This is a genomic window from Nonomuraea sp. NPDC050733 (assembly GCF_040654215.1).
Classification (GTDB): domain Bacteria; phylum Actinomycetota; class Actinomycetes; order Streptosporangiales; family Streptosporangiaceae; genus Nonomuraea.
Map to the genome: position 1 here is coordinate 139,084 of NZ_JBFAHO010000010.1, position 16,306 is coordinate 155,389.

Here is a 16,306-nt window from a genome sequence, read left to right on the forward strand (position 1 = left end):
ATGGCAGACGGCATCGCCATCGTCGGCATGGGCTGCCGCTATCCCGACGCCTCCGGCCCGGACCGGCTGTGGGAGCTGGTCATGGCGCGCCGGCGGGCGTTCCGGCCGCTGCCCGCGGCTCGGCTGAACACCGCCGACTACGACACCGACGACCCGGACTCGACCTACGTCCGCTACGCGGCGGTCCTGGAGGGCTGGTCGTTCGACCGGAACCGCCACCGCGTCCCCGGCGCCACCTATCGCGTCACCGATCCGGCGCACTGGCTGGCCCTGGACGTGGCCGCCGACACCCTGGCCATGGCGGGCTTCGCCGACGCCGGCGGGATGAACCGCGACAAGGCCGGGGTCGTCATGGGCAACACGCTGACCGGCGACTTCACCAGGGCCACCGCGATGCGGCTGCGGTGGCCGTACGTCCGCCGCGTCCTGCAGGAGACCCTGGCCCGCGAGGACATCCCCGAGGACGTCCGCGACCGGCTGCTCCTGCGCTCCGAGGAGCTCTACAAGGCGCCGTTCCCGGAGCCCACCGATGAGACCCTCGCCGGAGCGCTGGCCAACACCATCGCCGGGCGGATCTGCAACCACTTCGACCTGCACGGCGGCGGTTTCACCGTCGACGGCGCGTGCGCCTCGTCGCTGCTCGCGGTCGCGCACGCCTGCGCGGCGCTGACCGCCGGGGACCTGGACTTCGCCCTCGCCGGAGGCGTCGACCTCAGCCTCGACCCCTTCGAGCTGGTCGGGTTCGCCCGGACCGGCGCGCTCGCCCGTACCGACATGCGCATCTACGACGCCTCCCCCACCGGCTTCTGGCCGGGCGAGGGGTGCGGCATGGTCGCGCTGATGCGTCTCGACGACGCGCTGGCCACGGGACGGCGGCCCATCGCGGTCATCCGCGGCTGGGGGATCTCGTCCGACGGCCGCGGGGGCATCAGCAGGCCCGAGGCCGGCGGGCAGCTGCTGGCCCTGCGGCGCGCCTACGAGCGAGCCGGGTTCGGCCCGGAGACGGTCGGCTACTTCGAGGGGCACGGCACCGGGACCGCGGTGGGCGACCACGCCGAGCTGGAGGCCATGCGGGCCGTCCGGGGGCCGCACCGGAGCCCCGCGTTCGTGGGGTCCGTCAAGGCCAACATCGGGCACACCAAGGCGGCGGCCGGCGCGGCCGGTCTGATCAAGGCGGCACTGGCCGTGCACCACCAGATCATCCCGCCCACCACCGGCTCGCACACGCCGCACGAACTGCTCGGGGACGGCCTGGCGACCGCGGAGCGGCCCCTCCCCTGGCCAGCCGCCCCGGTGCGGGCCGCGGTCAGCGCGATGGGCTTCGGCGGGATCAACACCCATCTGGTGATCGAGGGGGCCGGACCGGCCCGGCGCAGCCGGTTGTCCGCCGTACAGGAGCGGATGGCGCGGGCCCCGCTGGAGGCGGAGGTGTTCGCCGTGACGGCGGGTACCCCCGACGAGCTCGCCGGGAAGCTGCGGCGGATCGCCCGCCGCGCGGAGACCATCTCCTTCGCCGAGCTCACCGACCTGGCCGCCCGGCTGGCCGACGAGCCGCCCGGCGCCTGCCGGGTGGCCTTCACCGCCCACCACCCGGCCCAGCTGGCCCGCCGGGCCGGACAGGCCGTGGCCATGGCCGGCCGCGACGCCGCCGAGTCCGGGATCTTCAGCGGGACCGGACCGGCCCGCAGGATCGGCCTGATGTTCACCGGCCAGGGCGTCCCCGCGCGCGGCAGCGCCGGGGCCCTGGGACGGCTGTTCGAGGAGGCACGGCCCTACTTCACCGGGCCGGAAGGCGTCGACACCGGCATCGTCCAGCCGGCCGTCTTCCGGGCCTCGATGGCCGCCCTGAGGTGGCTGGACAGCCTCGGCGTGACGGCCGTCGCGGCGCTGGGCCACAGCGTCGGCGAGATCGCCGCGCTGACCTGGGCCGGAGCCGTGGACGAGGAGGACGCGCTCGACCTGGTCGCCGAGCGCGGCCGGATCATGAGCGAGATGGGCGCCGCCGGCACCGGCATGGCGTCCATCGCCGCCCCGGCGGACCGCGCCGCCGCCCTGATCGAGGGCCTGGACCTGGTCGTCGCCGCGGACAACGGCGCCTCCACGGTCGTCGCCGGACCGCTGACCGCGATCGCGGCAGTGCTGGGGCGGGCGGGCTCGGCGGGCCTCCCCGCCAAGGAGCTGGAGGTCAGTCACGCCTTCCACTCACCCGCCGTGGGAGAGGCCACCTCGCCGTTCGCCGCCTGCCTGGACAAGGTGCCGTTCGCCGCGCCGGTGGGACGGGTCTTCTCGACGGTGACCGGCGTGGAGCTGGGCGCGGCCACCGACCTGCGGCAGCACCTGGCCGCGCAGATCACCGACCCGGTGCGCTTCCGCGAGGCCCTGGAGCTGCTGGCCGCCGAGTGCGACCTGCTCGTCGAGGTGGGGCCGGGCCGGTCGCTGGCGGCCCTGGCCACCGCTCACCTCGGCGCCTCGCCGCCCGCCGTGTCCGTCGACGCCGGCGCGCGGAGCGGGCAGGGCCTGCTGGAGAGCGCCGCCGCGCTGTTCGCGGCGGGCGCGACGGACTCGCTGCTGCCGCTGTTCAGCCATCGCTTCCATCGGCCGTACGACCTGGACCGGGAGCCGGTGTTCCTGACCAACCCGTGCGAGCTGGCGCCGGCGCACGAACCGGCGCGGAGGGAGACGCCGGAACCGGCGCGGACGGACACCACCGAGCCGGCCCGGCCGAGCGGCGGGAGCGTGGCCGAGACCGTCCGCGCCCTGGTCGCGGCCGCCCTGGAGCTGGAGCCGGACGCGATCGGCGACGACGACCACCTCCTGGCCGACCTGCACCTGAACTCCCTGCGCGTCATACAGCTCGCCGTCGAGTCCGCGTCGGCGTGCGGGAGGGCGCTGCCGGCGAAGCTGCCCCGGATCGCCGAGGCCACGGTCGGCGACCTGATCGCCGCCGTCGGGACGTTCCCCCCGGCTCGCGAGCGCGAACCCGACGCGCCGGAATGGTTCCGGCTGTTCGCCGAGCACCCCCTGCCCGTCCAGCCGTCCGAGCCGGAGGGCGCGCTGCGGGTACGCGTCCCCGCCGAGCCCGCCGACGCCGACGCCGCCCGCCTGGTCGCCACGGCCCGGCAGGCGATCGCCGAAGGGCGGCCCCTGGTCGTCGCCGACGAGGCCGACTGCGCGTCCGGGTTCGTCGCCGCGCTGCGTCAGGAGCACCCGGAGCTCGACGCCCACTGGCACGGCGTGGACCGCGCCGGGCAGGCGTACGCCGTCCGGCACCTGCCGTTGCCCCCCGGGGACGGCGCGGCTCCCCTCCACCGGGACGAGGTGGTCCTCATCACCGGAGGAGGCAAGGGCATCGGGCTGCACGCCGGGCTCACCCTGGCCGGGGCGTACGGGGTGCGGCTGGCGTTGATCGGCCGCTCCGATCCCGCGACCGACCCCGAGCTGGCCGGCGGCCTGGAGCGGCTGCGCGCCGCCGGGATCGTCGCGGCCTACCGCAGCGCCGACGTCACCGACGCGACCGCCGTCGGGCGGGCCGTGGCCGAGCTGTCCGGCCTCGGCCCGATCACCGGCGTCGTGCACGCCGGCGGGGTCAACCGGCCCGCGCTCTTCGGCGAGCTCACCGAGGAGGACTTCGCCGAGCACGCCCGTACCAAGTGCGAGGGCCTGGCCAACGTCCTGGCCGCCTTGGACACCGACCGGCTGCGCCTCGTGCTGGCCTACGGCTCGGTCATCGGGCGGTTCGGGCTGGCCGGCGAGACCCACTACGCGCTGGCCAACGGGCGGCTCCAGGCCATGGTCCGCGCCCTGGCCGGCGAGCTGCCTCCCGGCTGTGTCACCGCGACGCTCGCCTGGACCGCCTGGGCCGGGGCCGGGATGGCCGAACGGCTCGGCGTGGTCGAGCAGCTCACCGGCGCCGGCATCGGCACGCTGCCCGTGGAGCGCGGGGCGGAGCTGCTGCTGGAGGCGATCGCGGCGCGCCCGGCCGGCGAGACCATCGTCATCAGCGGCCGGCTGCCCCAGCTCGACCGCGCGGAGGACACCCCGTCACGGCATTCGCTGCTGCACCGGGTGCGCGGCTTCGTCCCCGGGGTCGAGTTGGCGGCCGAGTGCGAGCTCGACCCGGCGAGCAGGTTCCTCGCCGACCACCGGCTCGACGGGGTGCGGCTGCTGCCGGCGGTCTGCGCCCTGGAGGCCATGGCCCAGGCCGCGGAGATGCTCGGCACCCCCGCCCGTACGATCACGGACGCGCGGTTCGAGCGGCCGGTCATCGTGCCCGGCGACGGCACCCGTACGCTGCGCGTCCACGCCCTCCGCCAGCCCGGCGGGGACGTGGACGTCACCATCCGCAGCGCGGAGACCGACTTCTCCGCCGTTCACTTCGCCGGCCGGGTCTCCGCCACGTCCGCCGAGCCCCCGGACGTCGCCGTCCCGGCCGACGATCCCCCCGCCCACGACCCGTCCGACCTGTACGGGCCGCTGTTCTTCCACGGGCCCGCGTTCCGGCGGCTGACCCGCTTCGAGTCCCTGTTCCCCACCGGCTGCCGGGCCGTCCTGTCGGCCACCGGCGACGACCTCGGCATGGGCTCACCGGTCCTGGGGGAGGCCGCCCTGCACGACGCGGCCATCCATGTGCTCCAGGCCTGCGTGCCGCACCGGCGGCTCCTGCCGGTCGGCTGCGACCGGTTCGAGGCGCACGGCCGCGCGGCTCCGCCCGCGGAGGTGGTCGTCGAGGCGGTCGAGCGGTCCCATCACGGCACCGACTACGTCTACGACGTCGTGGCGCGGTCGGCGGACGGGCGGCCGGTGTTCAGCTGGACGGGGCTGCGGCTCCTCGACACCGGGCCGCTGCGCATGGACGCCATGCCTGCGCTGCTGACCGGCCCGTACCTGGAGCGGATGGTCGGAGACCTGTGCCCGGGGGCGTCGGCCGTGACCGACGAGTGGCTGGAGCTGGGCGAGCCGCCGCTCCAGCCCGAGCCTCCGCTGACGCCGGAGCCGGAGTGGGCCCGGCAGGCCGAGCAGCTCGCGCGGCTGACGGGCGAGTCCCGGCTCACCCTCGACTCCCGGCTGAGGACGGCTCACAAGTGCCTGCCCGAAGCCGGCCAGGCGGAGTCGCTCCAGGTGGAGGCGGCCTACGAGCACGGCTGGATCAAGCTGACCGGCCCGTCGGGGCTGGCGGTCCTGTCCGGCCTGCTCACCCTGAACAGCTCCGACGGCCCGCCGCGATCCATGGTCGTCGCCGTGCTCACCCAGGAGACGCGATGACTCCTTTCTACGAACACCGCCAGGTCGTCACCTTCGCCGACACCAACGTCGTCGGGAACGTGTACTTCTCCCACTATTTCGAGTGGCAGGGCCGCTGCCGGGAACGCTTCCTGGCCGACCAGGCGCCGGAGGTCCTCCAGGCGCTCGCCGGCGACCTCGTCCTGGTCACGGCCGACTGCTCGTGCGAGTTCTTCGCCGAGCTGTACGCCCTCGACGAGGTGTCGGTCCGCATGTCCCTGGGCGGCATCGCGGCGAACCGGGTGACCATGGACTTCCGGTACTACCGGCTGGGCGCCGGCCCGGCCCGGCTGGTCGCGGTCGGACGGCAGACGATCGCGTGCATGCGCCGCGACCCCGCAGGGGCCCTCGTCCCGGCCGAGATCCCCGTCTCGCTCGGACGAGCCCTCGACCGCTACTCCCCCATCACGGCGCCCTGAACATCCACCACCGGAAAGTCGACGTCAGGAGCTCGACCATGTCCACCCCCGTCACCACTCGACGGCAGCTCAACGAGCGACACCACAAGGCCGCCCTCGGCGTCTTCCTGGTGATCGTCCTCGCCCACTGGGCGGAACACGTCACGCAGGCGATCCAGATCTACGCCCTCGGATGGCCGATCTCGGAGGCGCGTGGGGTGCTGGGACTGCCGTTCCCCTGGCTCGTCACCTCCGAATGGATGCACTACGGCTACGCCCTGGTCATGCTCGCCGGACTGATCCTGCTGCGGCCGGGTTTCACCGGCCGCTCCCGGACCTGGTGGAACATCGCGCTCGCCATCCAGTTCTGGCACCACATCGAGCACCTGCTCCTGCTGATCCAGGCGATCACCGGCACGCATCTGGCCGGACGGCCCGTTCCGACCAGCATCATCCAGCTCGTGATCCCCCGCGTGGAGCTGCACCTGTTCTACAACGCCGTGGTCTTCGTGCCGATGGTGGTCGCGATGCTGCTGCACCGCAGGCCGCGCGAGGCCGAGCGCAGCGTCATGCGCTGTGGCTGCGCCCTCGGAGCGGCATGAGACGAAGGCGCCCGTCCCCGCCGCTGACCGTGGCCCTCCTGCTCGTCACCGCCCTCCTGCTGTCGTGGACGGTCCCCGGGATCGGCCCGGCGCTGCGGCTCGCCACCGGCGACGGCCGGTCCGGGACCTTCACCGCGCGACGCCTGGACTGCGTGCGGCACCCCGGCCACGAGAGCTGCGCGTGGACCGGCGACTTCCGCTCCCACGACGGCGTCGTCCGTCGCACGGGAGTCACCCTCGCCGGCAGCGACCGGACCACCGACCAGGCGGGCCGGCGGACCGAGGCGATCGACGTCGGGCTGCCCAACCGGGTCTACGGGCACGGGTCCAACGAATGGATCTTCACCGCCTTCCTGTTCCTGGCCGAGCTCGCGCTCCTGGCCTTCGCCCTCGCGCCGGTCGCCGGAACGGTGCGCCGGGAGCTGGCCTCCCGCCGGAACTCCCCCTTGGAGAGTGAACGAACATGATCGTCGCGATCACGGACGACGCGTGGCGGACGACGCGCGCCTCACTGGCGACAACAGGTGATCGTTTCGCCGACCTGGTGTCGGCCGCCGCACCGTCCGCTCAGGCGACCCGGCACTGGTCGGTGGCCGACACCGCCGCGCACGTGGCCACCCTCACCCAGGCGTGCGCCTCCATGGTCGGAGTCGCCCCGCCACCGGTCCACGGCCTGGGCGAGCTGATGAGGGAGACCACCATCGACACCGTCGCGGACCTCAACGAGGTCGTCCTGGGACGGTTCACCGAGCGCGACCCGGACGCGCTGGCCGGTCAGATCCGCTCGGACATCAAGCTGCTGCTCGACGCGACGGACGGCCGGGACCCGGCCGCCGCCCTGCCGTGGCTCGGCGGCTCCGCGGTCCCGCTGGCCGGCCTGCTCGCCCATCTGCTCAACGAGCTGCAGATCCACGGCCGGGACATCGCCCGGCCGGTGGGCGCGCGGTGGTGGGTGCCCCGGCGGGAGGCCGCCCTGTTCTTCGAGCTGTTCCTCATCGGCGTCATCCACCACGGCTACGGCCGGCTGCTCGAGGGTCACGGCCCCTGGCCGAGCCGGCGGGTCGCGGTGGAGTTCGCCTCGCCGTACACGACCACCCGGGCCATCGTGATCGACGACGGCCGGGTGACCGTGGAACCGCCGGGAGGGCAGGCCGATGTCCGCCTCCTCTTCGAGCCGGTGACGCTCAACCTGATGCTGTTCGGCCGGGTCAGCAGGGCACGGGCGGTGCTCGGCGGCGGCGTCGTCGTCCGGGGCCCCCGGCCGTGGTTGCTGCCCGCCTTCCTCCGCATCATGCGCCTGCCGTCCTGACGGCTCCATGCTCGCTCTCCGCTAGTCCACCTCCACGACGGCCTGGGCGAACTGGGCGGAGTACAGCCGGGCGTACGCGCCGTCCGCGGCCAGCAGCGACTCGTGCGTGCCCTGCTCGACGATGCGCCCATTCTCCATGACGAGGATCAGGCTGGCGTCGCGGATCGTGGACAGCCGGTGGGCGATCACGAAACTGGTGCGGCCCTCGCGCAGCGAGCTCATCGCCCGCTGGATGAGCACCTCGGTGCGGGTGTCGACCGAGCTGGTGGCCTCGTCCAGGATGAGGATCGCCGGCTCGGACAGGAACGCCCGGGCGATCGTGATCAGCTGCTTCTCGCCCGCGCTGACCGTCGCGCCCTCCTCGTCGACCACCGTGTCGTAGCCGTCGGGCAGCGTGTGCGCGATGCGGTCCACGTGGGCGGCCTCCGCGGCGGCCTCGATGCGTTCACGCGTGGCGCCCTCGGCCCCGTAGCCGATGTTCTCCGCGATCGTCCCGCCGAACAGCCACGTGTCCTGCAGCACCATGCCGATGCCGGCGCGCAGCTCCTCCCGGGACATCTCGGCGATGTCGACGCCGTCGAGCGTGATCCGGCCGCCGGTCACCTCGTAGAAGCGCATGATGAGGTTGACCAGCGTCGTCTTGCCCGCTCCGGTGGGGCCGACGATGGCCACGGTCTGGCCGGGCTCCACCGTCAGCGACAGGTTCTCGATCAGCGGCCTGTCCGGCGTGTAGCGGAAGGACACGTTCTCGAACGCCACCCGGCCCCGGACCCGCTCCGGTCGTGCGGGCCGGTCCGGCTCCGGGGACTGCTCGGTGGCCTCCAGCAGCTCGAAGACCCGCTCCGCCGAGGCGACGCCCGACTGCACCAGGTTCGCCATGCCGGCCACCTGGGTCAGCGGCTGGCTGAACTGCCGCGAGTACTGGATGAACGCCTGCACGTCGCCCAGCGAGATCGAGCCCGAGGCCACCTTGAACCCGCCCACCACGGCGACCAGCACGTAGTTGAGGTTGCCGATGAACATCATCGCCGGCTGGATCATCCCGGAGATGAACTGGGCGCGGAAGCTGGAGGCGAACAGGGCGTCGTTGTGCCGGTCGAAGGTCTCGGCGGCCTCCTTCTGCCGGCCGAACACCTTGACCAGGGTGTGGCCGCCGTACATCTCCTCGATGTGGCCGTTGAGCTTGCCCGTCGAGGACCACTGCTTGATGAACTGCGGCTGCGACCGCTTGCCGACGACCGTGGTGACGTAGACCGAGACCGGCACCGTGACCAGCGCGATGAGCGCCAGGATCGGCGAGATCCAGAACATCATCACCAGCACCGCCACGACCGTCAGCGCCGACGAGATGAGCTGGCTCATCGTCTGCTGGAGCGTCTGGGCGACGTTGTCGGTGTCGTTGGTGGCGCGGCTGAGGATCTCGCCGCGCGGCTGGGCGTCGAAGTAGCTCAGCGGCAGCCGCGCCAGCTTGGCCTCGATCCGCCCGCGCAGCCGGGACGCCGCCCGCTGCACGACGGTCGTGGTCAGCCGGAACTGCACGATCCCGAGCAGCGCGGCCACCACGTAGATGGCCAGCACCCAGCCCAGCACCTGGGCCAGCGCGGTGAAGTCGATGCCGTGGCCGGGCACCACGCTCATCGACGACACCATGTCGGCGAACGTGCCCTGGCCACGGGCGCGCAGCCCCGCCACGGCCTGCTCCTTGGTGATCCCCGCGGGGAGCCGGGCTCCGATGATGCCGGAGAAGATCAGGTCCGTGGCATGGCCGAGGATCTTGGGGCCCGTCACGGTCAGCGCCACGCTGGCCGTGCCGAGGGCCAGGATGACGACGAGCAGCGCGCGCTCGGGCCGCAGCAGGTTCAGCAGGCGGCGGAGCGAGCCGCCGAAGTCGAGGGCCTTCTCGGCCGGCCCGGACATCATCCGGCCGGGGCCGAACGCGGGCTGAGGGCGCCGCGGGGGCGCTTGGGGGGTGCTCATGCGGCCGCCTCCTGTTCGGTGAGCTGGGACAGCACGATCTCCCGGTACGTCGGGCAGGTGGTCATGAGCTCGGTGTGGTCGCCGCTGCCGACCACGCGGCCGTCCTCCAGCACGAGGATGCGGTCGGCGTCGCGGATCGTGTTGACGCGCTGGGCCACGATGACGATCGTGGCGTCGGTGATCTCCTCGGCCAGCGCGGCCCGCAGCCGGGCGTCGGTGGCGAAGTCGAGGGCGGAGAAGGAGTCGTCGAACAGGTAGATCTCGGGCCGGTGCACCAGTGTCCTGGCGATGGCCAGGCGCTGGCGCTGCCCGCCGGAGACGTTCGTGCCGCCCTGGGAGATCGGCTCCTCCAGGCCGCCGGGCATCGCCTCGACGAACTCGCGGGCCTGGGCCACCTCCAGGGCCCGCCACAGCTCCTCGTCGGTGGCGTCCGGCCTGCCGTACCTCAGGTTGGAGGCGACGGTGCCGGAGAAGAGGTAGGGCGACTGCGGGACCAGGCCGACCGCCCGGGAGAGCACGGCGGGGTCGAGGTCGCGGACGCTGACGCCGTCGACCAGCACCTCGCCGGCGGTCGCGTCGAACAGGCGCGGGATGAGGTTGAGCAGCGTGGTCTTGCCGCTGCCCGTGCTGCCGATGATCGCGGTGGTACGGCCCGGCCGCGCCGTGAAGCTCACGTCGCACAGCACCGGCTGCTCGGCGCCCGGGTACCGGAAGTCCACGGACCGCAGCTCCAGCTCGCCGATGCGTCGCTCGGGGGTGACGGGGTCGGCCGGCGGGTGGACGGTCGGCTCGGTGTCGAGCACCTCCTCGATGCGCTCGGCGCAGACCTCGGCCCTCGGGATCATCATGAACATGAACATGGCCATCATCACCGACATGAGGATCTGCATCAGGTAGGAGATGACCGCGGTCAGCGCGCCCACCTGCATGGTCCCGTCGGCGATGCGGTGGCCGCCGAACCAGACCACGGCGACGCTGGACAGGTTCACCACCAGCATGACCGTGGGGAACATCAGCGCCATCAGCCGCCCGACCCGCAGCGACACGTCGGTCAGCTGGTCGTTGGCCACGCCGAAGCGCTCGCGCTCGTGCCGGTCGCGGACGAAGGCCCTGATGACCCGGATGCCGGTGATCTGCTCGCGCAGCACCTGGTTGATCCGGTCGATGCGCTCCTGCATGGTGCGGAAGTGCGGGCGCATCCGCATGACGATCACGCCCACGACGACGATCATCACGGGCAGCGCGACGAGCAGCAGCGACGACAGCGCCGCGTCCTGGCGCAGCGCCAGGACGATGCCGCCGACGCACATGATCGGCGCGGCCACCACCATCGTGAACGTCATCAGCACGAGCAGCTGCACCTGCTGCACGTCGTTGGTGGTCCGGGTGATGAGGGACGGCGGGCCGAACCTGTTGACCTCCTGGGCGGAGAAGTCCTGCACCCGGTGGAAGATCGCGGCCCGCAGGTCGCGGCCCAGCGCCATCGAGGTCCGGGCGCCGTAGTACACGGCCACGACGGAGCAGACGATCTGGACGAGCGTCACACCGAGCATCACCAGCCCGATGCGGGCGATGTAACCGGTGTCGCCCTTGACGACGCCGTCGTCGATGATGTCGGCGTTCAGTGTGGGGAGATAGAGCGTGGCCAGCGTCTGCACGAACTGGAAGAGGACGACGAGCGTGATCTCTTTCCCGTACGGCCTGAGCTGGACCCGCAGCAGACGGAGCAGCATCAAGAGGGGCTTTCTGTCGAAGGGTCGGGGGAAGGCCGCACGAGCAGCCCGTCGAGCAGGACGGAGACGATCTCCTCGTCTTCCATGTCGCCGAACTCGCCGCCCAGGCCGAAGCCGCGGTGCACGCTCACCGCGATCAGCATGAGGAGCAGGTGCGCCGTGCCCTCGGGAGAGCGACGCAGCCGGTGGCGGTCGGGCTCGACCAGGGCGGCGATCGCCGTCCCGATCCGGTGCCGGCCGTCCAGCATCCGCTGGTGGAGCTCGGCGTCGTCGGCCATCAGCGCCCTGGGGGCGGTCATGAGGTTGGCGTTGGCGCTCATCCCCGCCCGCAGCAGCGTGACCGCCTCGCGCAGCCGCTCGCGCAGCTCGGACCGCGTGTCGATGGCCGCGAGCGCGTCCACCGCCGGCTGCGGGTCGAACGCGCTCGCCAGCGCCGCGCGCAGCAGCGAGGCCTTGTCGGGGAAGACGCCGAAGATCGTGCCCTCGGCCACTCCCGCGGCCTCGGCGATCTGACGGGTGCTGACGGTGGTGCCGTACTCGCGCAGCAGGGGAAGCGTGGCGGCGATGAGCGCGGCACGGCGATCTTCTGGTGCCATGGCCGGCACCCTTCTCCTCATGGCCATGGCGCAGAGCCTAGTGAGCGAGTACTCACTCGTTCAAATGGTTTTGTCCCGATACCGGGAAGGCGCCACCGGTTCGGGTCCCATGAGCGGGTGTGAGGCCGGTGGTCATGCGAGTCTCGGCACGAGCCTGACGGCGTTGCCGGTGTAGACCTGCTGGAGCACGTCGTCGGGCAGGTCGAGCCCCGAGATCGTCCAGCGGCCCATCAGCGGCGGGTCGTCCAGCGAGTGCGGGAACGCCTCGTCGGCGGTCTCCATGAAGCGGAAGTGGATGCGGTAGATGTCGCGCTCCGGCGGGATCTCGTCGGTGCCGAACAGCACCCGTCCCGGGTGGCGCAGCATCAGCGCGCGCGTGGCGCGCGGCTGACGGCCCAGCTCGGCGATGCGCGCCGCGATGTCGATGTGGAAGTTCGGGTACGTGTCGAGCATCCGCCCGGCGAAGCCGAGGTTCTCCGGCCAGCAGCCCGCGTGCACGCCGATCACGGTCGTGGCCGGGTGCCGGGCGACCATCGACTCCAACGCGTCCATCAGCCGCTGGAACGGCGGGAACCCGGGGCCGGAGAAGTTCCAGTCGGGGCGGGCGGCCAGCTGTTCGAGCCGCTCGTTGCGCTCGTCCATCGGCTCGAAGAACGCCACCGGGTCGGCGGTGTGCAGCGCGACGGGGATGCCGGCCTCGGCGACGGCCTGCCACAGCGGGTCGAGCCGCGGGTCGTCGAGCATCAGCAGCTCACCGCGGTCGTCGCGGACCCGCAGGCCCACGTCCTTCCAGACCTTCAGCCCGGCCGCGCCCTCCGCCACCGAGCCGCGCAGCTGCGCGGCCAGCCGCTCGCCGAAGCCGGGCTCGGCCGTCTGCGACCAGTCGACGTGGCAGAACGTGGCGAACCTGCCGGGGTGGGCGGCGTCGTAGCGCTCGATGTTCTCGGTCAGCTCCCGGCCCCAGCGGCCGTCGAGGTTGACCATGCCGCGCAGGTTCAGCTCGTCAATCAGGCCGATCAGGGCGGGGACGTCCTTGACCATCCAGTCGCCGTCCTCGGTCAGCCAGCGGCCGAGGTGGACGTGGGCGTCCACGGCGGGGACGCGGGCGCGCGCGACCTCGTGGGCGGCGACCCGGAGCCGGGAGATCGGACGGTACCTGGACAGGGGCAGATCGGCGTCACACATGGGGCGTCCCTGACTCTCTCGGGCGGCAGGTCGCCGCGTCCGCGATCAGGTCGTCGACCAGCTCACGGATGCGGCGTACCGGCAGCGTGGCGGCGGTGCCGGGGTCGAGCAGGGGGGGTGGATCTACATGACGGCCAGCTGACCACCGTCGATGACCAGCTCGGTGCCGTGGATGAAGGCCGCGTCGTCACTGGCCAGGAAGGCGTAGCCGGCGGCCACCTCCTCGGCCAGGCCGGCCCGGCCGAGCGGGATCAGCTCGCTCTCGTACGACGAGACGAAGTCGTCGGCCAGCCCGGCCGAGATCGACGCGTTGAGCGGGGTCCTGATGTAGCCGGGACAGAGCGCGTTGACCCGGATGCCGTGCCTGCCGAGCTCCACGGCCATGGTCTTGGTGAGCAGCAGCACCCCGCCCTTGGAGGCGTTGTAGTGGGCGTAGTCCGCCTCGCCGCCCAGGCCGTTGGTGGAGGACATGTTGAGGATCACCCCGCCCGTGCCCTGGTCCACGAGCCGCCTGGCCACGGCCTGGGCGACCAGGAACATGCCGCGCAGGTTCACGGCCATGATCCGGTCCCAGTGCTCGGGCGAGATCTCCAGGAACGGCTCCCGCCACGCCGTTCCGGCGTTGTTGATCAGGACGTCGAGCCCGCCGAGCGCCGCGATCGCGCCCTCGACCAGCCGGGAGACGTCCGCCTCCGCCGACACGTCGGCCGCCAGGCCGCTCACCTCGCCCAGCGCCGACAGCTCGGACACCGTCGCCTCCACCTCGGCCGGGTCCAGCCCGCCGATGACGACCCTGGCGCCCTCCTCCAGGAACCTGCGTGCCGTGGCGGCGCCGATCCCGCTGCTGCCGCCGCTGATCAACACCCTCCTGCCGGACAGTCCCCTCATGCGACCTCCCCCTTCTTCAGCATGTCAGCGCACGGCGCCGCGGGCCGCGACGCGCAGTTCGGTGGTGACCCGGCCGCCCTCGATCCCGTACGCGGAGTCGAACATGTTCACGGCCGAGCAGGCGTGGCCGGGGATGAGCTGGACCCGCGCGCCGACCGGCAGCGCGTCGTGGTGGCCCGGCTCCAGCAGCGCCACGCCGTGCTCCTCGTTGAGGAAGTCCATGTGCGCGTACGGATGCCCGACCACCCTGATCCAGTCGGGCGAGCCGGCGCCGTCGGAGGTGAGGCACTTGGTGCCGGCGTCGAACACGACCCGTTCGGGCGTCGGCCGGGCGATGACCGTGGACAGCACGCGGGCGCCGGCGGTCCGCTCGGTGGCGACCCCCAGCCGGATCATCGCGGTGTCGTTGAAGACATAGGTGCCCGGCCTGATCTCGGTCACCCCGGCCACCCCCGCGACGTGCCTGGCGGTGGGCGTGGAGCCCACGCTGATCTCGCGCAGGGCGATGCCCTCGCGGGCGCACAGCTCGGCGGTGGCCACCAGGTCGGCGCCCTCGCGGCGGGAGGTCTCGGCCAGCTCCTCCGGGGTGCGGGCGTGGTAGGCGTGCCCGGCCAGCGTGAGCAGGCCGACGACCTCGACACCGGGGATCGCGGCGATCTCGGCCACCAGGTCGGCGGTGGGCCGCCCCGGCGGGCGTCCGAGCCGGTGCTGGCCGGTGTCCACCTCGACCAGCACCTCGACCGGCGGCCCGCCCAGCCGGCCGAGCCCCTCCGCCACCTCGGGCGAGTCGAGGCTGACCCGGACCCTGGCCCGCTCGCGCAGCGCCGCCAGCCGGCGCAGCTTGGGCTCTCCCCAGACCGGGAAGGCGAGCAGGATGTCGTCGATCCCGGCGTCGGCCATCACCTCGGCCTCGCCGAGCTTGGCGCAGGTGATGCCGATCGCCCCGGCGTCGAGCTGCATGCGCGCCAGCTCGGGCATCTTGTGGGTCTTGATGTGCGGGCGCAGGCGGACGCCGTTGCTCGCCGCCGCCTTCGCCATCTCGCGCACGTTGGCCCTGACCACGTCCAGGTCCATGACGAGAGCCGGCGTGTCGATCTCGGGGTACATGCGTGGGACCGCCCCTCTGGTAGCTCCCGGCGAAAATAGCATCGATTCCGCATTGCGCACCAGCGTTCCGTTATACGGAAACCTTGACATCGTTGCGTGGTGCTGATGTTCTGACATGGTTTCGGAACTACATTCTGCATAGCGGAATCGGGAGCACATATGAGGCTTGGCGCCGTACGCGTCGGCACCGGCGATCCCCCGCCGGCCGGCACCCTGGCCGACCCCGTGATCGGAGCGACGCCGTGAAGGCATTGGTGTTCACCGGGCCCGCGACGGTGGAGCTGCGGGAGGTCGACGAGCCCGTGGTCGGCCGGGACGAGGTGCTGGTCCACGTGGTCGCCTCCGGCATCTGCGGGAGCGAGCTGCACGGCGTCAGGACGCCCGGCTTCCGGGTGCCGCCGCTGGTGATGGGGCACGAGTTCGCGGGCCGCACCGACGACGGGCGGGCGGTGCTGGTCAACCCGATCCTGTCGTGCGGGTCGTGCGACGTGTGCGCGCTCGGGCTGCGGAACGTGTGCCGGAACCGGCGGATCGTCGGGGTGCACCGGCCCGGCGGGTTCGCCGAGCGCGTGTCCGTGCCCGCCGCCGCGCTGGTCGACCTGCCCGAGGGGCTCGGCTGGACGGCCGCGGGCGTCGTGGAGCCCGCGGCGAACGCCGTGCACGCCTGGGAGCTGGCCGGGGCCCCGGCCGGGGCGCGGGTGGGTGTCGTCGGCGCGGGCGCGATCGGGCTGGCGTGCCTGCAGGTCGCCCGTACGGGCGGGGCCGCCAGGGTGGACGTCGCCGACCGGTCGGAGAGCCGCCTGGCCCTCGCGGGACGTCTCGGGGCGGACGCCGCCACCGGCGAGCTGACCGGCGAGTACGACGTGATCTTCGACGCGGTGGGCGCGGCGGCCACCCGTCGCGCGTCGGCCGCGCTGCTGCGGCCGGGCGGGACGGCGGTCTGGCTGGGGCTGGCCGACACCGAGCCGGGCTTCGACGCGGCCGGGCTGGTGCGCGGCGAGCAGCGGGTGCTGGGGTCGTTCGCCTACTCCGGCGCCGACTTCGCCGCCGCCTCCGCGATGGTCGGGAGCTGGGACCTGAGCTGGGTGGACACCTTCCCGCTGAGCGAGGGGGCGGAGGTCTTCACCAGGCTCATGAACGGCGACCCGAATCCGGTCAAGGCGCTCCTGTCCCCCGGCGCCTGACCTTCTCGGCTCTCCACCTCTGCTCTCGACGGGCGCCCGATCTCCTC

At 72.9% G+C, this 16,306-nt stretch carries 12 protein-coding genes; 6 read left to right on the plus strand and 6 right to left on the minus strand.

Features of this window, described 5'->3' with window-relative positions; genetic code table 11:
• Genes AB0H64_RS19370 through AB0H64_RS19390 form a run of 5 tightly spaced genes read left to right on the plus strand, consistent with a single transcriptional unit; the run spans position 1 to position 7,589 of the window.
• The gene (locus tag AB0H64_RS19370; protein ID WP_357626033.1) at positions 1–5,262 is read left to right on the plus strand and encodes an SDR family NAD(P)-dependent oxidoreductase; all 5,262 of its coding nucleotides are present in this window, start codon (positions 1–3) and stop codon (positions 5,260–5,262) included.
• Positions 5,259–5,699 (plus strand): acyl-CoA thioesterase, encoded by a 441-nt coding sequence (locus AB0H64_RS19375; RefSeq protein WP_357626035.1) that lies wholly within the window; start codon positions 5,259–5,261, stop codon positions 5,697–5,699. Before AB0H64_RS19370 ends, AB0H64_RS19375 begins: the two co-directional genes overlap by 4 nt.
• 38 nt (positions 5,700–5,737) lie before the next feature.
• Positions 5,738–6,280 (plus strand): hypothetical protein, encoded by a 543-nt coding sequence (locus tag AB0H64_RS19380; protein WP_357626036.1) that lies wholly within the window; start codon positions 5,738–5,740, stop codon positions 6,278–6,280.
• Positions 6,277–6,747 carry a hypothetical protein gene (locus AB0H64_RS19385; protein ID WP_357626038.1) on the plus strand — a complete coding sequence of 157 codons (471 nt, stop codon included), beginning with the start codon at positions 6,277–6,279 and terminating at the stop codon, positions 6,745–6,747. Before AB0H64_RS19380 ends, AB0H64_RS19385 begins: the two co-directional genes overlap by 4 nt.
• On the plus strand, positions 6,744–7,589 hold the full coding sequence (locus tag AB0H64_RS19390; protein WP_357626041.1) for a hypothetical protein: 846 nt from the start codon (positions 6,744–6,746) through the stop codon (positions 7,587–7,589). The genes AB0H64_RS19385 and AB0H64_RS19390 overlap by 4 nt, the downstream gene beginning before the upstream one ends.
• 21 nt (positions 7,590–7,610) lie before the next feature.
• On the opposite strand, the gene AB0H64_RS19395 is transcribed toward AB0H64_RS19390, so the two are convergent.
• The 6 genes from AB0H64_RS19395 to AB0H64_RS19420 form a co-directional block, all read right to left on the minus strand.
• On the minus strand, positions 7,611–9,566 hold the full coding sequence (locus AB0H64_RS19395; protein ID WP_357626044.1) for an ABC transporter ATP-binding protein: 1,956 nt from the start codon (positions 9,564–9,566) through the stop codon (positions 7,611–7,613).
• Positions 9,563–11,299 carry an ABC transporter ATP-binding protein gene (locus AB0H64_RS19400; protein WP_357626215.1) on the minus strand — a complete coding sequence of 579 codons (1,737 nt, stop codon included), beginning with the start codon at positions 11,297–11,299 and terminating at the stop codon, positions 9,563–9,565. Before AB0H64_RS19400 ends, AB0H64_RS19395 begins: the two co-directional genes overlap by 4 nt.
• A complete protein-coding gene (locus AB0H64_RS19405; RefSeq protein WP_357626047.1) occupies positions 11,299–11,895 on the minus strand; it encodes a helix-turn-helix domain-containing protein in 597 nt (198 codons plus the stop codon). Before AB0H64_RS19405 ends, AB0H64_RS19400 begins: the two co-directional genes overlap by 1 nt.
• A gap of 132 nt (positions 11,896–12,027) precedes the next feature.
• The gene (locus AB0H64_RS19410; RefSeq protein ID WP_357626050.1) at positions 12,028–13,080 is read right to left on the minus strand and encodes an amidohydrolase family protein; all 1,053 of its coding nucleotides are present in this window, start codon (positions 13,078–13,080) and stop codon (positions 12,028–12,030) included.
• A 123-nt stretch (positions 13,081–13,203) separates the two neighbouring features.
• Positions 13,204–13,968, minus strand: a complete 765-nt coding sequence (locus AB0H64_RS19415) for an SDR family NAD(P)-dependent oxidoreductase (protein WP_357626052.1) — start codon at positions 13,966–13,968, stop codon at positions 13,204–13,206.
• 24 nt (positions 13,969–13,992) lie between these two features.
• Positions 13,993–15,075, minus strand: coding sequence for an alanine racemase (locus AB0H64_RS19420; protein WP_357626055.1), 1,083 nt, complete (start codon positions 15,073–15,075; stop codon positions 13,993–13,995).
• Between the two features lie 242 nt (positions 15,076–15,317).
• On the opposite strand from AB0H64_RS19420, the gene AB0H64_RS19425 reads away from it, so the two are divergent.
• On the plus strand, positions 15,318–16,259 hold the full coding sequence (locus tag AB0H64_RS19425) for an alcohol dehydrogenase catalytic domain-containing protein (RefSeq protein ID WP_357626057.1): 942 nt from the start codon (positions 15,318–15,320) through the stop codon (positions 16,257–16,259).
• The last annotated feature ends 47 nt before the right edge of the window (positions 16,260–16,306 follow it).

Bases quoted from the DNA above. Each gene is read 5' to 3' on its own strand.
- AB0H64_RS19370 (WP_357626033.1), top strand. From the start codon at position 1: ATGGCAGACGGCATCGCCATCGTCGGCATGGGCTGCCGCTATCCCGAC.
- AB0H64_RS19375 (WP_357626035.1), top strand. From the start codon at position 5,259: ATGACTCCTTTCTACGAACACCGCCAGGTCGTCACCTTCGCCGACACC.
- AB0H64_RS19380 (WP_357626036.1), top strand. From the start codon at position 5,738: ATGTCCACCCCCGTCACCACTCGACGGCAGCTCAACGAGCGACACCAC.
- AB0H64_RS19385 (WP_357626038.1), top strand. From the start codon at position 6,277: ATGAGACGAAGGCGCCCGTCCCCGCCGCTGACCGTGGCCCTCCTGCTC.
- AB0H64_RS19390 (WP_357626041.1), top strand. From the start codon at position 6,744: ATGATCGTCGCGATCACGGACGACGCGTGGCGGACGACGCGCGCCTCA.
- AB0H64_RS19395 (WP_357626044.1), bottom strand. From the start codon at position 9,566: ATGAGCACCCCCCAAGCGCCCCCGCGGCGCCCTCAGCCCGCGTTCGGC.
- AB0H64_RS19400 (WP_357626215.1), bottom strand. From the start codon at position 11,299: ATGCTGCTCCGTCTGCTGCGGGTCCAGCTCAGGCCGTACGGGAAAGAG.
- AB0H64_RS19405 (WP_357626047.1), bottom strand. From the start codon at position 11,895: ATGGCACCAGAAGATCGCCGTGCCGCGCTCATCGCCGCCACGCTTCCC.
- AB0H64_RS19410 (WP_357626050.1), bottom strand. From the start codon at position 13,080: ATGTGTGACGCCGATCTGCCCCTGTCCAGGTACCGTCCGATCTCCCGG.
- AB0H64_RS19415 (WP_357626052.1), bottom strand. From the start codon at position 13,968: ATGAGGGGACTGTCCGGCAGGAGGGTGTTGATCAGCGGCGGCAGCAGC.
- AB0H64_RS19420 (WP_357626055.1), bottom strand. From the start codon at position 15,075: ATGTACCCCGAGATCGACACGCCGGCTCTCGTCATGGACCTGGACGTG.